Source organism: Enterobacter cloacae complex sp. HYC074_NIDB, assembly GCF_056673345.1.
Map to the genome: position 1 here is coordinate 3,715,519 of NZ_CP114214.1, position 14,727 is coordinate 3,730,245.

At 61.2% G+C, this 14,727-nt stretch carries 16 protein-coding genes; 7 read left to right on the forward strand and 9 right to left on the reverse strand.

What is annotated here, in order from left to right; genetic code table 11:
• Positions 1 to 146: 146 nt before the first annotated feature.
• Together ascF and O1724_RS18100 are read left to right on the forward strand one after the other, a co-directional pair.
• Positions 147 to 1,598, forward strand: a complete 1,452-nt coding sequence (ascF, locus tag O1724_RS18095) for a PTS cellobiose/arbutin/salicin transporter subunit IIBC (RefSeq protein WP_126296930.1) — start codon at positions 147 to 149, stop codon at positions 1,596 to 1,598.
• An 18-nt stretch (positions 1,599 to 1,616) separates the two neighbouring features.
• On the forward strand, positions 1,617 to 3,041 hold the full coding sequence (locus tag O1724_RS18100) for a 6-phospho-beta-glucosidase (protein ID WP_126296931.1): 1,425 nt from the start codon (positions 1,617 to 1,619) through the stop codon (positions 3,039 to 3,041).
• Between the two features lie 81 nt (positions 3,042 to 3,122).
• Here O1724_RS18100 and hycI read toward each other — a convergent pair whose 3' ends face one another.
• From hycI to hycA, 9 genes are all read right to left on the reverse strand, one after another.
• Complete coding sequence (gene hycI, locus O1724_RS18105) at positions 3,123 to 3,578, reverse strand: hydrogenase maturation peptidase HycI (protein WP_047748606.1); 456 nt, start codon at positions 3,576 to 3,578, stop codon at positions 3,123 to 3,125.
• Positions 3,571 to 3,981 carry a formate hydrogenlyase maturation HycH family protein gene (locus tag O1724_RS18110; protein ID WP_023294422.1) on the reverse strand — a complete coding sequence of 137 codons (411 nt, stop codon included), beginning with the start codon at positions 3,979 to 3,981 and terminating at the stop codon, positions 3,571 to 3,573. Before O1724_RS18110 ends, hycI begins: the two co-directional genes overlap by 8 nt.
• A complete protein-coding gene (locus O1724_RS18115; protein ID WP_126296932.1) occupies positions 3,978 to 4,745 on the reverse strand; it encodes an NADH-quinone oxidoreductase subunit B family protein in 768 nt (255 codons plus the stop codon). The genes O1724_RS18110 and O1724_RS18115 overlap by 4 nt, the downstream gene beginning before the upstream one ends.
• On the reverse strand, positions 4,745 to 5,287 hold the full coding sequence (locus O1724_RS18120; protein ID WP_003862138.1) for a formate hydrogenlyase complex iron-sulfur subunit: 543 nt from the start codon (positions 5,285 to 5,287) through the stop codon (positions 4,745 to 4,747). Before O1724_RS18120 ends, O1724_RS18115 begins: the two co-directional genes overlap by 1 nt.
• A 9-nt stretch (positions 5,288 to 5,296) precedes the next feature.
• Complete coding sequence (gene hycE, locus O1724_RS18125; protein WP_414538910.1) at positions 5,297 to 7,006, reverse strand: formate hydrogenlyase subunit HycE; 1,710 nt, start codon at positions 7,004 to 7,006, stop codon at positions 5,297 to 5,299.
• A gap of 15 nt (positions 7,007 to 7,021) precedes the next feature.
• The gene (locus O1724_RS18130; protein WP_022651742.1) at positions 7,022 to 7,945 is read right to left on the reverse strand and encodes a respiratory chain complex I subunit 1 family protein; all 924 of its coding nucleotides are present in this window, start codon (positions 7,943 to 7,945) and stop codon (positions 7,022 to 7,024) included.
• A gap of 1 nt (position 7,946) precedes the next feature.
• On the reverse strand, positions 7,947 to 9,761 hold the full coding sequence (gene hycC / locus O1724_RS18135; RefSeq protein ID WP_126296933.1) for a formate hydrogenlyase subunit 3: 1,815 nt from the start codon (positions 9,759 to 9,761) through the stop codon (positions 7,947 to 7,949).
• Positions 9,758 to 10,366, reverse strand: a complete 609-nt coding sequence (locus O1724_RS18140) for a 4Fe-4S dicluster domain-containing protein (protein ID WP_017692772.1) — start codon at positions 10,364 to 10,366, stop codon at positions 9,758 to 9,760. Before O1724_RS18140 ends, hycC begins: the two co-directional genes overlap by 4 nt.
• Positions 10,367 to 10,439: 73 nt before the next feature.
• On the reverse strand, positions 10,440 to 10,904 hold the full coding sequence (gene hycA / locus O1724_RS18145) for a formate hydrogenlyase regulator HycA (RefSeq protein WP_022651744.1): 465 nt from the start codon (positions 10,902 to 10,904) through the stop codon (positions 10,440 to 10,442).
• A 210-nt stretch (positions 10,905 to 11,114) separates the two neighbouring features.
• Here hycA and hypA point away from each other — a divergent pair, with 210 nt between their 5' ends.
• The 5 genes from hypA to hypE are packed head-to-tail and all read left to right on the forward strand — an operon-like array spanning position 11,115 to position 14,727.
• Positions 11,115 to 11,465 carry a hydrogenase maturation nickel metallochaperone HypA gene (gene hypA, locus O1724_RS18150; protein ID WP_022651745.1) on the forward strand — a complete coding sequence of 117 codons (351 nt, stop codon included), beginning with the start codon at positions 11,115 to 11,117 and terminating at the stop codon, positions 11,463 to 11,465.
• A gap of 3 nt (positions 11,466 to 11,468) precedes the next feature.
• Positions 11,469 to 12,332, forward strand: a complete 864-nt coding sequence (hypB, locus tag O1724_RS18155) for a hydrogenase nickel incorporation protein HypB (protein WP_023323665.1) — start codon at positions 11,469 to 11,471, stop codon at positions 12,330 to 12,332.
• The gene (locus O1724_RS18160) at positions 12,323 to 12,595 is read left to right on the forward strand and encodes a HypC/HybG/HupF family hydrogenase formation chaperone (protein WP_003862132.1); all 273 of its coding nucleotides are present in this window, start codon (positions 12,323 to 12,325) and stop codon (positions 12,593 to 12,595) included. Before hypB ends, O1724_RS18160 begins: the two co-directional genes overlap by 10 nt.
• A gap of 3 nt (positions 12,596 to 12,598) precedes the next feature.
• The gene (gene hypD / locus O1724_RS18165; RefSeq protein WP_126296934.1) at positions 12,599 to 13,720 is read left to right on the forward strand and encodes a hydrogenase formation protein HypD; all 1,122 of its coding nucleotides are present in this window, start codon (positions 12,599 to 12,601) and stop codon (positions 13,718 to 13,720) included.
• Positions 13,717 to 14,727 carry a hydrogenase expression/formation protein HypE gene (gene hypE / locus O1724_RS18170; RefSeq protein WP_003862131.1) on the forward strand — a complete coding sequence of 337 codons (1,011 nt, stop codon included), beginning with the start codon at positions 13,717 to 13,719 and terminating at the stop codon, positions 14,725 to 14,727. The genes hypD and hypE overlap by 4 nt, the downstream gene beginning before the upstream one ends.

Consider the following 14,727-nt stretch of genomic DNA (forward strand, 5'->3'; position numbering starts at 1 on the left):
TATCACGCTTTTTACGGCCACGAGTGATCGTCATCACGAAACGAAAAAATGAATAAAAAGTGATCTTGTTTCATTAAAAGAAACTCATGATGATTATGTGAAACCGGTTTCCTACACTTCTCACAACGATAACAGGATCACATCCGATGGCAAAAAATTACGCTGCGCTGGCAAACGACGTTGTTAGCGCGCTGGGCGCTAAAGAGAACATCGTCGCCGTCACCCACTGCATGACGCGCCTGCGCTTCGTTCTGAAAGACGAAAGCCTTACCGACACCGCGCGCCTGAAAAGCATCAGCGGCGTGCTCGGCGTGGTGCGCAACGACAACCAGTGCCAGGTGATCATCGGCAACACCGTGTCCCAGGCATACCGTGAAGTGGTGAGCCTGCTGCCCGCTAACCTGCAACCTGCCGTAGCGGAAGGTCCACAGAAGCTCACGCTGCGCCGGATTGGCGCCGGGATCCTCGACGCGCTGATCGGCACCATGTCTCCGCTGATCCCGGCGATCATCGGCGGGTCGATGGTCAAGCTGCTGGCGATGATCCTTGAGATGACCGGCGTGCTGGGCAAAGGTGACCCGACGCTGACGATCCTGACCGTTATCGGCGACGGCGCGTTCTTCTTCCTGCCGCTGATGGTGGCGGCTTCCGCAGCGGTGAAGTTCAAAACCAACATGTCCCTGGCAATCGCCATCGCGGGCGTGCTGGTTCACCCGAGCTTTATCGAGCTGATGGCCAAGGCCGCGCAGGGCGAGCACGTTGAGTTCGCGTTCATTCCGGTGACGGCGGTGAAATACACCTATACCGTTATCCCGGCCCTGGTGATGACCTGGTGCCTGTCGTACATCGAACGCTGGGTGGATCGCATCACCCCGGCGGTGACGAAAAACTTCCTCAAGCCGATGCTGATCGTGCTGATTGCCGCCCCGCTCGCCATCGTACTGATTGGCCCGCTGGGGATCTGGATCGGCAGCGCCATCTCCGCGCTGGTCTACACCATTCACGGCTATCTGGGCTGGCTCTCCGTTGCCATTATGGGCGCGCTGTGGCCGCTGCTGGTGATGACCGGGATGCACCGCGTGTTTACGCCGACCATCATCCAGACCATTGCCGAAACGGGCAAAGAAGGGATGGTGATGCCGTCGGAAATCGGCGCCAACCTGTCGCTCGGCGGTTCATCGCTGGCGGTAGCGTGGAAAACCAAAAACCCGGAGCTGCGCCAGACGGCGCTGGCCGCGGCGGCCTCCGCCATCATGGCGGGGATCTCTGAACCGGCCCTGTACGGCGTGGCGGTACGCCTGAAGCGTCCGCTGATTGCGAGTCTGATCAGCGGCTTTATCTGCGGCGCGGTGGCAGGAATGGCCGGTCTTGCCAGCCATTCGATGGCGGCGCCGGGGCTGTTTACCAGCGTGCAGTTCTTCGACCCGGCCAACCCGATGACCATCCTCTGGGTGTTTGGCGTGATGGGTTTGGCAGTGGTGCTGTCGTTTGTGTTGACCCTGCTGTTAGGGTTTGAGGATATCCCGGTAGAAGACGAAGCCGAAAAAGCACGCGCCCTGCAAACCGCACCGGTACAGAACAAAGCAGCAGAAGCATAAACTGAAAGCGAGGTAAGAATGTCTGTTTTTCCACAAGGATTTTTATGGGGCGGCGCGCTTGCCGCCAACCAGAGTGAAGGGGCTTACCGTGAAGGCGGCAAAGGACTGACGACGGTCGATATGATCCCCCACGGCGCAAACCGCCTGGCGGTAAAAGTCGGCAAGGAAAAACGGTTTTCGTTGCGGGACGACGAATTCTACCCGAGCCACGAGGCGATTGATTTTTACCATCGCTACAAAGAAGACATCGCCCTGATGGCGGAGATGGGCTTTACGGTGTTCCGCACCTCGATCGCCTGGAGCCGCCTCTATCCGAACGGCGACGAGCCGCTGCCGAACAAAGAAGGCATTGCCTTTTACCGCGCGGTGTTCGAGGAGTGCAAAAAGTACAACATCGAGCCGCTGGTGACCCTCTGCCACTTTGACGTGCCGATGCACCTGGTGACGGAGTACGGCTCCTGGCGCAACCGCAAGATGGTCGATTTCTTCGCCCGCTACGCCCGCACCTGCTTCGAAGAGTTTAACGGGTTGGTGAAATACTGGCTGACCTTCAACGAAATCAACATCATGCTGCACAGCCCGTTTTCCGGCGCGGGATTGGTGTTTGAGGAAGGCGAAAACGAAGACCAGGTGAAATACCAGGCAGCGCACCACGAGCTGGTGGCGAGCGCGCTGGCGACCAAAATTGCCCACGAGGTAAACCCGGAAAACCAGGTGGGCTGCATGCTGGCGGGCGGTAACTTCTACCCCTACTCCTGCAAGCCGGAAGACGTGTGGATGGCGCTGGAGAAAGACCGCGAGAACCTGTTCTTTATCGACGTGCAGGCGCGCGGAAGCTACCCGGCCTACTCTGCCCGCGTGTTCCGCGAGAAAGGCGTGGTGATTGTTAAAGATCCGGGCGATGACGAACTGCTGAAAAATACCGTCGACTTTGTGTCGTTTAGCTACTACGCCTCGCGCTGCGCCTCGGCGGACATGAACGCGGGCAACACCAGCGCGGCGAACATCGTGAAGTCCCTGCGCAACCCGCACATTCAGGTGAGCGAATGGGGCTGGGGCATCGACCCGCTCGGGCTGCGCATCACCATGAACATGATGTACGACCGCTACCAGAAGCCGCTGTTCCTGGTGGAAAACGGCCTGGGAGCGAAAGATGTCGTTGATGAAAACGGCGAGATCAACGACGACTACCGCATTAGCTACCTGCGCGAGCACATCCGCGCAATGGGCGATGCGATTGAGGACGGCGTACCGCTGATGGGCTACACCACCTGGGGCTGCATTGACCTTGTCTCGGCCTCAACCGGGGAGATGAGCAAGCGTTACGGGTTTGTGTACGTCGACCGCGACGACGCCGGGAACGGCACGCTGGAGCGGAAACGCAAGAAATCGTTCGGATGGTATAAGAAGGTGATTGCGAGTAACGGGGCGGATCTCGAGTAGCCTGTTTTGCCGGGTGGCGGCTTCGCCTTACCCGGCCTACAAAACCGTAGGCCCGGTAAGCGTAGCGCCACCGGGCGCTGCTCAGAGCTGAGAAAACCCTCCGTTCCCAACCCATCCCGCTAGCCGTGAATACACCACGTCCACCGCCTCTTTCACCGGCGGCGTCATCGGGTAATAAAACCCGACAATATCCGGCTGAATGCCCAAAAACAGCACCTCGCCCACGTCACCTTTGATCTGATCCACGAGGTAGTTCAGCGGCATATTGTGGGTGGTCATCATAAACATCTCGGCGATGTCGTCCGGGTCAATCAGGCGGATCTCGCCGGGGTTGAGCCCCATATCGGTGGCATCGACGATTAACAGCCTGTCCGGGCATAGCTCGCGGATGGCCACCACGTCGTTTTCCGGCGCGCTGCCGCCGTCAATCACCACCCAGTCGCCCTGCGGGTTCGCGGCACACATCTCTGCGAGCAGCGGACCCGCGCCGTCGTCGCCCATCATGCTATTGCCGACACACAGTAAAACGTCAGTCACGTAATCTCCTCACCATCAGGTAGATGGCGCTCTCCTGATGAATATCATGCAGCATGCCGAGCAGCGTTTTGCTCCACGCCTGCTGCTCCGGGGTTTGTCTGCCCAGCGCCGCGTCAAAGGCGTTTGCGAGCATGGCAATGTGGTTCGCATCGATCACGATCTCACCGTACTTCGGCACGCCTTCCATTTTGCGCCGCGCCGTACTGCCCTCCTCCAGCGTGGCAATCCACGCCAGGTATTCCGGCCACGGACAGCTCAGCGCGGCCTCCAGGCAGTCAATCACCCCGAGGTGATGCCCAATCGCCAGGCTGTAATAGACCACCTGCTGCGCCGCATCCGGCGTGGCATCGTTCTCATCAATAAACTTACGGCTCAGCTGGCTGAACACCACCGTTTCACTCATCGGATACGCGCCTCGTCGACGATGCTGTTCAGGTTCGCCACAATCTCATTGAGGCGCGGATCGTTTTCCGCCTCCAGCCAGCGTGCGACCTGGTGGTCACCCTGGCTCAGCAGGCGCAGATAGTCGTCGGCAATCTGGCGCCCGTAGCGGTACCCCGCCAGCCTGCGCGCCGTGCGGTCAACCTTCACCCGCAGCGGCTGCACCATGTCCGGGTGCAGAATGGCCGCCGGCTGGTTGTCGAGCTCGCCCGGCTCGCGCGCGTGGATTTTCTGCTCCAGCAGGCCGAGCGCCATCGCAAAGCCGTACAGCGTGGCGGCGGGCGTCGGCGGGCAGCCCGGAATGTAGACGTCCACCGGCACGATTTTGTCGGTACCGCCCCAGACGCAGTAAAGATCGTGGAAGATGCCGCCGCTGTTGCCGCAGGCACCGTAGGAGATGCAGATTTTCGGATCCGGTGCAGACTGCCAGGCGCGTAGCGCAGGCGAGCGCATCGCGCGGGTGACCGCGCCGGTGAACAGCAGGATATCCGCGTGGCGCGGGGACGGCACCACCTTGATGCCGAAGCGCTCGGCGTCAAACAGCGGCGACAGCGTAGCGAAGATCTCAATCTCGCAGCCGTTGCAGCCACCGCAGTCCACGCGATAGACGTAGGCCGAGCGTTTGATTTTTTTCAGCAGCGACGCCTTCATGCTGGCGATGGACTCCTCCACCGTCAGCGGCACCGGAATGCCGTTAGCGTCGCGCGGGCCGAGTAAGTTTTCCATCAGCTGGCCTCTCTCATATGGCGGGTTAAATCGATGCGGTCAGACGGCAGCAGGCATTTCTGACGCTTGCACTCCGGGCAGGTTTCGAAGCTTTCACGGTGATGCTCCGCGCGGACGTCGCCGTTGTGCTTCAGCAGCGCGATGGCGTAGTCGATCTCTTTTTGCACGGCGAACGGACGCTTGCAGACGCGGCAGTTGCACAGCGCAAAGCGCGATTGCTGGAGGAAGTCCTCTTTTTTCCACACCGCCAGCTCGTACTCCTGAGACAGGCGAATGGCGACCGTCGGGCAGACCTCCTCGCAGCGGCCGCAGAAGATGCAGCGCCCGAGGTTAAACTGCCAGGCCAGCTCGCCGGTTTTCAGGTCCGTTTCCACCGTTAAGGCATTCGACGGGCAGGCGTTGACGCAGGCCGCGCAGCCGATGCACTGCTGCGGGTTGTGCTCCGGCTTGCCGCGAAAGTTTTTATCAACCGGGATCGGCTCCAGCGGATAACTGCTGGTCTGCGCGCCGGTTTTGATCACTTTTTTGATAAAGGTAAACATGGCGAATCCTTATTTCAGCGGCGAGTTCTTACGTTCGATGCTGTAGCGCTCAAGCTCTTTGTACGGCACCACCTGGCTTTTCTTCTTGCGCACGTCCACGACGGTCATGCGGTCGGTGCAGGAGTAACACGGGTCGAGGCTGCCGATGATCAGCGGCGCGTCGGAGACCGTGTTGCCGCGAAGCATGTAGCGCAGGGTTGACCAGTTGGCGTAGGTCGCCGCACGGCAGCGCCAGCGGTAGAGCTTCTGGTTGTCGCCGGTCATGCTCCAGTGGATGTCGTCCCCGCGCGGCGCTTCGGCAAAGCCGAGGGCAAAGCGGTTTGGAATGTAGGTGAAGCCTTCCACCATCAGCGGGCCGCCCGGCAGGTTATCGAGGCCGTAGTCGATCATGTTCAGCGCGGTGAATACCTCGTTGATGCGCACCTTCAGACGGGAGATGACGTCGCAGCCCTGCTCGCTGTGCACGGTCATCGGCAGCAGGCCGTAGCCGACGAACGGGTGATCGGCGCGGGTATCGCGGGCGTGGCCGCTGGCGCGCACCATCGGACCAACGTTACTGAAGTCGCGGGCGATTTCCGGGTCAAGACGACCAATCCCGACGGTGCGCTGCTCAATGTTGGGCGTGCTGAGCAGCATATCCACCAGCTCCTGCACGTCCCGGCGCATCTGCTGCGCCAGCTGGCGGGTCTGGATCATGTCGTCTTTCAGCAGGTCGCGGCGGATCCCGCCGATCAGGTTCAGGCCGTAGGTTTTACGCGCCCCGGTAAGGATCTCCGCCATCTTCATCGACGCCTCGCGCACGCGGAAGAACTGCATAAACCCGGAGTCAAATCCGACGAAATGGCAGGCCAGGCCGAGGTTCAGCAGGTGCGAGTGCAGGCGCTCCACCTCCAGCAGAATGGCGCGGATCATCTGCGCGCGTTCCGGCACCACGATCCCCATGCCGTTTTCCACCGAGGTGGTGTAGGCGGTGCTGTGGGCAAAGCCGCAGATGCCGCACACGCGGTCAGAAAGAAACGTGACTTCGTTGTAGCCCATGCGGGTCTCCGCCAGCTTCTCCATGCCGCGGTGGACGTAGAACAGGCGGTAGTCGGCGTCGATAATGTTCTCGCCGTCGACGAACAGGCGGAAGTGGCCCGGTTCGTCAGAGGTAACGTGCAGCGGGCCAATCGGCACCACGTTATTCTTCTTGCTGCCCAGCTCGTTGATGAACTCGTAGGTTTCGCTGTCGGTGGTTGGGGCCGGGCGCTGGCGGTAGTCCATGCTGTCCTTGCGCAGCGGATAGAGTTCATCCGGCCAGTCGTCCGGCAGCACCAGGCGACGCTCGTCAGGCAGGCCAACCGGCACCAGGCCGTACATGTCGCGCACTTCGCGCTCGCCCCAGACGGCGGCAGGCACGCGCGGCGTGACGGACGGGTATTCCGGTTTATTCGGGTCGACCTCGACGCGCACGGTGATCCAGCACTTCTCGCCCTGCTCCATCGACATCACGTAGTACACCGCGTAACTGCCGCACAGCTGGCGCTCGTCGTTACCGAACAACACCGACAGCCAGCCGCCCTGCTGGTAGTAGAGAAACTCCACCACTTCCGGCAGATAGTTCACCTTAATGGTGACGGTGATCTGGTCTTTGGTTTGCCAGGACTCCTCCAGCACCACGCCCGGGAAAGCCTGATGCAACGCGGCGAGATACTGCTGACCTTTCTTTTCTTCAGACATAAACACTCTCTTTAATCACGCCACCAGCAAGGAGACGAACGCTAAAAATGCAAAACCAAAACCAGCCCAGGTAATGCGTGACGTTTCGACAAAACGCAGGCGCGCCATGCTGTTTTCAAACAGGGCAATGACCAGCACGCCGATAAGCAGCTTGAGCACAGCCACCACCACGGCCAGCAGCAGGCCGCCCGCAGAGAAGTGCGTCATCTGCCCCCACGGGAAGAAAACGCCGACGAACATCTGCAACACCACCAGCTGCTTGAGACTGATGCCCCACTTCAGCACCGCAAAGCCGTAGCCGCTGTACTCGGTGAGCGGCCCCTCCTGTAATTCCTGCTCCGCTTCCGCGAGATCGAACGGCAGCTTGCCCATCTCGATAAACGTGGCGAACGCGCAGGCGCAGAGCGCCAGCACCAGCGGGAGCGAACGTGAAACCGGCCAGTGGTAAACGGTGTCGGTGATGAAACTGATGTGGGTCGAGCCTGCAACCTGCGCGGCGACCCACAGCCCCAGCAGCAGAATTGGCTCAACCAGCACGCCGAGCATCGCCTCGCGGCTGGCACCGATACCCGTAAACGGGCTGCCGGTGTCCAGGCCCGCAATCGCAAAGAAGAAACGCGCGATGGCGAAGAGGTAGATCAGCGTAATCAGATCGCCCAGCACCGGCAGCGGCGACGCCACCGTCACCACCGGCAGCGCGGTGGCGATGGTCAGCATCACGCCCACCATCACAAACGGCGTCAGGCGGAACACCCAGCCCGCGGCATCCGGCGCGACGCTCTGACGGGAGAGCAGTTTGAAGAGATCGCGGTACTCCTGGAGCACGCCAGGTCCGCGACGGTTGTGCAGCCGGGCGCGCGCCACGCGCGTGATGCCCGACAGCAGCGGCGCGGCGGCGAACAGCACCAGCGCCTGAAGAATTGCCAGTAACAGACTCATGTCAGGCTCCTCGTGAAATGACAATCACCACCAGCACCGCCAGCTCGATCAGCGCCAGGCGGCGGAACAGTACGGGCACGGCGGCCCCCTGCCAGCCCGGCACCCAGCCCACCGGGTTCAGCCAGTGGCGCAGCTTCAGCACGGCGGCAAAGTTCTCTTTCACCGGCATGGCGAAACCGTGGGCGGTGATAACCATCGACTGCTCGTGTTCGTAGCCGCAGGCCCACGCCGCGCCGCGCGAGCGGGAGGCGAGACGGTCGCGTCTGAAGAACAGCATCAGCACGAACGGCAGGAGCGGCGCGGCAATCAGCAGCAGCGCCATCATCGGCTGGGAAACGACGCTATGCGCCGTGCCCAGCGGCAGCGGAATGGCGTGGCCCAGCTGCGGCAGCAGCCACGGCGCGGCAACCCCGCCCGCGATGCAGCACAGCGCCAGCGCGACCACGCTGGTGGTCATCAGTACCGGGGCGCAGCAGGCGTTTTCCGCTTCTCGGGTGCGCGGCGCGCCCAGGAAGGTGACACCGTAAACTTTAGCCATACACATCACCGCCAGCGCGCCGGTGATCGCCAGGCCCACCGCCAGCAGCGGGCCGAGTAAACGCCCGATAAACGCCTCGCTCTGGCCGAGGGCGAAGAAGGATTGATAAATCACCCACTCGCCGGCAAAGCCGTTCAGCGGCGGCAGCGCAGCCATCGCCATCAGCCCGACCAGCATCGCCAGCGAAATGACGGGCATTTTTTTGCCAATCCCGCCGAGCTTCTCAATATCGCGGTGCCCGGTGCGGAACCAGACGCTGCCCGCGCCGAGGAACAGGGTGCTTTTAAACAAGCTGTGGTTGATAAGGTGATACAGACCGCCAATAAACCCGGCGGCAATCAGCGCCGGCTGGTTGAGCGCCAGCCCGGTGACGCCTGCGCCCATGCCGAGCAGGATAATCCCGATGTTCTCCAGGGTGTGGTACGCCAGCAGACGCTGGATGTTGTGCTCCATCAGCGCGTAGAGGCCACCGACGAACGCGGTGATCATCCCCGCAATCAGCAACGCCACGCCCCACCACAGCGGCGGCTGATCGCCCGTCAGGGTTATCGTCAGGATGCCGAACAGACCGACCTTCATCACCACGGTGGAGAACAGCGCAGCGGCCGGGGCTGAGGCATTGGCATGCGCCTGCGGCACCCAGCCGTGCAGCGGGATTATCCCGGCCAGCAGGCCAAAACCGACTACGCTCAACAGCCAGACGTCGTTGCCCAGCGGCTGGCCGTTAAGCGCGGCGAAATCCAGCGTGCCGAAACGCTGCCACACCAGCCAGCAGGCCAGCGCCAGCAGCAGCGTGCCGAGACGTCCGAGCGCAAACCACAGCTTGCCGGAGGCGCTGCATCCGGTCAGGAACACGCCGCACAGGGCCATGATTTCAGCCATCACCACCAGCGCGCCGAGGTTGCTGGCGACAACGGTACAGACCGCGGCGGCCATCAACAGGTTAACCAGCAGGCCGTTGGCTTTGGTGTGCTGATGGCGGTGCCAATCGATATTAAACAGGCTGATAAACAGCCCGCACAGGCCAAAGGTTATCAGCCAGATGGCGTTCAGCGGCGTAAGCTCAACGGCGTGGTGAATCAGCGGGATGAGGGTGTCGACGGATTGCCCGTCGATCAGGACAACCCCGCCCGCCGCCAGCGTCATCAGGCTGCCAACCGCCCCGCCGATACCGGCGATCACGCCGCTCAGCGTTTTATGGAAGGCGAGGAGCAGCGCCAGGACAGCGGCGGCGGCAAACCAGGCCACGCCGCTGGTCATCATAACTATCGCGTTCATTTCGCCCCCTCGTTAAGCGCCCGCAGCAGCGAAAGATCGCCGACGTCGGTATTGATGGTCAGCTCACGCTTGCGTTTGCTGGTGCGAGCGATGTCGCGGATGTTGACCAGGACCAGCGCCCGGGTCGGGCAGGTCCGCACGCAGGCCGGACCCTGCTCATCGAAGCTGCACAGGTCGCACTTCACCGCAACGGCGCGAATGCCCGGCACCCAGTCCAGCAGCGTGCTCACACGTGCCGGAGCCGGTGGCGCAGGCGGCGCTTTCGGGGTATTGGCATTCGCCGGAATATGCAGCGGACGGCTGCCGGAAAACTCAATGGCGCCGAACGGACAGGCGATGCCGCACAGCTTGCAGCTCACGCACAGGCTTTCGTTCAGCTGTACCGCGCCGTCAACGCGGGTGATGGCATTGACAGGACAAACGCCCGCGCACGGGGCGTCTTCACAGTGGTGACAGAGCTGCGGGGCAGACTCTTTCTCATTACGCATGACGCGCAGGCGCGGCATGGACTGTAGCCCGTGCAGGCGGTGCGTTTCCGAGCACGCCGCCTCACAGGTCCGACAGCCAATACAGACCGTCGAGTCAGCAATTACAAAACGGTTCACCGGGTCATCCTCTGGTGATGGTCATTTTTGACGAAAAAAAACTGTCTTATCGACACTTCTCGACACTCGCTTTTCAGGCCACGTTCGCGGAGGATTTTCCGTCGATCAGCTGTTTCAGGTTGATCGGCTGATCGTGCTCAACGGCGGCGTAGAGGCCGTTATAAACCGGCGCTATTTTCTCCAGATAGTGCTCCAGCACCTGCTGGCGATCGCGGTTGCTGACGTGACCGTCCACCATGCCGTCGGCCATCAGTTGAGCTTTCGCAATACACTGTTTTTCACCCTCTTTTGTCTCAACGTAATACTCAATGGTGTGGCTGTTGAAGCTCTCCGCCAGGGTGACAAAAATCGTGAAGTGACCAAACAACACAAAGCGCATGTCCCCCTGCGCCGCGCAGCTCATGGCATGGTGCAGACGGGCTTTTGACAGGGTGATCCCCTGAATCAGAGAGTTGCAGTAGAGGTGCCACTGATCCTGAAGCTGCTGATGACGTTGCGCGATGTAATCCGCTTTTTCGCTAATTTCCCAAATAGTCATAAAAGGTATCCGGTTAATGGAGTTAGCGGCTGTTAAGCAGTTTTCGTGCCAGCTTTTAATTTGTTGATTTAAATAGCTTTTAACAAGATACGTACTGTCACCGCCGCGGTGTCGACGTGTCATTTCGACAGCGTTGACATCGTCACGCCGTAACGCAAATCAAGCTGGCACTGTTATTGCATTGAAGGGGCAATTCATTAAGGAGGCGTCATGCACGAAATCACCCTCTGCCAGCGGGCACTGGAACTTATCGAACAGCAGGCTGTGCAGAACCATGCGAAGCGCGTGACCGGCGTCTGGCTGAAGGTCGGGGCGTTTTCCTGCGTCGAGACCAGCGCCCTCACCTTCTGTTTTGAGCTGGTGTGCCGCGGCACGCTGGCGGAAGGTTGCGCACTGCATATCGAGGAGCAGCAGGCAGAGTGCTGGTGCGAACAGTGTCAGGAGTACGTCACGCTGTTGTCATCGAAGGTACAGCGCTGTCCGCAGTGCCAGAGCAGCGGGCTGCGCATCGTGGCGGATGACGGTATGCAGATCCAACGCCTCGAAATCGAGAAGGAGTAAAGTATGTGTAGTACCTGCGGTTGCGCTGAAGGCAACCTGTATATCGAAGGGGATGAACACCGCCCCCACTCCGCGTTTCGCTCCGCGCCCTTTTCCCCTGCCCCGCGTCCCGCGGCGGCACTGACCGGCATCACCTTCGCGCCGCAGCGTTCCGACGCGGGTGACCTGCATTACGGCCGCGGCGAAGCGGGCACCCACGCGCCGGGCATCAGCCAGCGCCAGATGCTGGAGGTGGAGATTAACGTGCTGGATAAAAACAACCAGCTCGCCGTCCGCAATCGCGCCCGCTTTGCCGCGCGCGAACAGCTGGTGCTGAACCTGGTCTCCAGCCCCGGCTCCGGTAAAACCACGCTGCTGACCGAAACCCTCAAACGGCTGAATAAACGTGTCTCCTGCGCCGTTATCGAAGGTGACCAGCAAACGGTAAACGACGCCGCGCGCATCCGCGAAACCGGTACGCCTGCGATTCAGGTCAACACCGGGAAAGGGTGCCATCTGGACGCGCAGATGATTGCCGACGCCGCCCCGCGCCTGCCGCTGGCGAACAACGGCATCCTGTTCATTGAAAACGTCGGCAACCTGGTCTGCCCGGCAAGCTTCGACCTCGGCGAGCGGCATAAAGTGGCGGTACTCTCCGTGACCGAAGGGGAAGACAAGCCGCTGAAGTATCCGCATATGTTTGCCGCCGCCTCCCTCATGCTGCTGAACAAAGTCGACCTGCTGCCGTACCTGAATTTCGACGTGGATAAGTGCCTGGCTTACGCCCGCGAAGTGAATCCGGACATTGAGATCCTGCTGGTTTCCGCCACGCGCGGCGACGGGATGGACGCCTGGCTGAACTGGCTGGAGAACGAACGATGTGCATAGGCGTCCCCGGACAAATTCATTCCATCGACGGCAATCAGGCCAAAGTGGAGGTCTGCGGCATCCTGCGCGATGTCGACCTGACGCTGGTAGGCAGCCACGATGAGACCGGCGCATCGCGTCTCGGCCAGTGGGTGCTGGTCCACGTAGGTTTTGCCATGAGCGTGATTAATGAGGAAGAAGCCCGCGACACGCTGGACGCGCTACAGAATATGTTTGACGTCGAGCCGGACGTGGGCGCCCTGCTGTATGGGGAGGAACGATAACACATGCGTTACGTTGATGAATATCGCGCGCCTGAGCAGGTGTTGCAGCTTATCGATCGCCTGAAGTCCCGCGCGTCGCTGCTGGACTACACGAAAGAAAAACCGCTGCGGATCATGGAGGTGTGCGGCGGACACACCCACGCCATCTTTAAATTTGGCCTCGACCAGCTGCTGCCGGAGAACATCGAATTTATCCACGGCCCCGGCTGCCCGGTGTGCGTGCTGCCGATGGGGCGCATCGACAGCTGTCTCGACATCGCCAGCCGCCCCGGTGTGATTTTTTGTACCTTTGGCGACGCCATGCGTGTACCGGGAAAAAATGGCTCGCTGCTCCAGGCGAAGGCGCGCGGCGCGGACGTGCGGATCGTCTACTCACCGATGGATGCCCTGACGCTGGCGATGGCTAATCCTGAGCGTAAGGTCGTCTTTTTCGGGCTGGGTTTTGAAACCACCATGCCCGCCACCGCCATTACCCTCCAGCAGGCGAAAGCCCGCAACGTCACAAACTTTTACTTTTTCTGCCAGCACATCACGCTTATTCCCACGCTGCGCAGCCTGCTGGAAGCGCCGGATAACGGTATCGACGCGTTTCTGGCGCCGGGCCACGTCAGCATGGTGATCGGCACAGAAGCCTACGGTTTTATCGCTGAACAGTACAATCGTCCGTTAGTGGTGGCTGGTTTCGAGCCACTTGATCTACTGCAAGGCGTGACCATGCTGGTTGAGCAGAAAATAGCGGCCCTGAGTGCGGTGGAAAATCAGTATCGCCGCGTGGTGCCCGATGCAGGTAACAGACGGGCACAGCAGGCCATAGCCGACGTGTTTAGCGTCGAAGGCGACAGCGAATGGCGCGGACTGGGGCTGATTGCCGAATCCTGCGTACACCTGACGCCCGCGTATCGCGCCTTCGACGCCGAAGCGCATTTCCGACCGCAGCCGCAGCAGGTGTGCGACGATCCCCGCGCCCGCTGTGGCGACGTACTCACCGGAAAATGCAAACCTTATCACTGCCCGTTATTTGGCAACGCCTGTAACCCGCAAACCGCGTTTGGCGCGCTGATGGTCTCTTCAGAAGGGGCATGCGCCGCGTGGTATCACTATCGCAACCAGGAGTGTGAAGCATGAACACGGTGGAAATGGCGCACGGAAGCGGTGGACAGGCGATGCAGCAGCTGATTAACCGGCTGTTTATGGACGCCTTTAACAATCCCTGGCTCGCCGAGCAGGAAGATCAGGCGCGCATTGCGCTCTCAACCCTCACCGCACACGGTGACAGGCTGGCGTTCTCTACCGACAGCTACGTGATTGACCCGCTGTTCTTCCCGGGCGGCGATATCGGCAAGCTCGCCGTCTGCGGCACGGCAAACGACGTCGCCGTCAGCGGCGCGATCCCCCGCTACCTCTCCTGCGGGTTTATCCTCGAAGAAGGGTTACCGATGGAAACGCTCACGGCGGTGGTCAACAGCATGGCGCACACCGCCCGCGAGGCGGGGATCGCCATCGTCACCGGGGATACCAAGGTGGTGCAGCGCGGTGCGGCGGATAAGCTTTTTATCAACACCGCCGGGATGGGGGCGATCCCCGCCGATATTCACTGGGGCGCTCAACAGCTTTGCGCAGGCGACGTGCTGATTGTCAGCGGCACGCTGGGCTGCCACGGGGCAACCATCCTGAACCTGCGCGAAGGCCTGGGGCTGGACGGGGAACTGCGCAGTGACTGCGCGGTACTCACGCCGCTGATCCAGACGCTGCGCGACATGCCGGGCGTAAAAGCCCTGCGCGACGCCACGCGAGGCGGCGTGAATGCCGTGGTGCACGAATTTGCCGCAAGCAGCGGCTGCGGAATTGAGCTGACCGAGCGCGGCCTGCCTGTCAAAGGCGCCGTGCGCGGGCTATGCGAGCTATTAGGGCTAGACCCGCTTAACTTTGCCAACGAAGGCAAGCTGGTGATCGGCGTGGAACGCACGGCGGCGGAAGCCGTACTTGCACAGCTGCGCGCGCATCCATTAGGGAAAGACGCGGCCATCATCGGCGACGTGGTTGAGCGCAAAGGGGTGCGCCTGACCGGGCTTTACGGCGTGAAGCGCACGCTGGATCTGCCGCACGCTGAACCGTTACCCCGTATTTGCTAG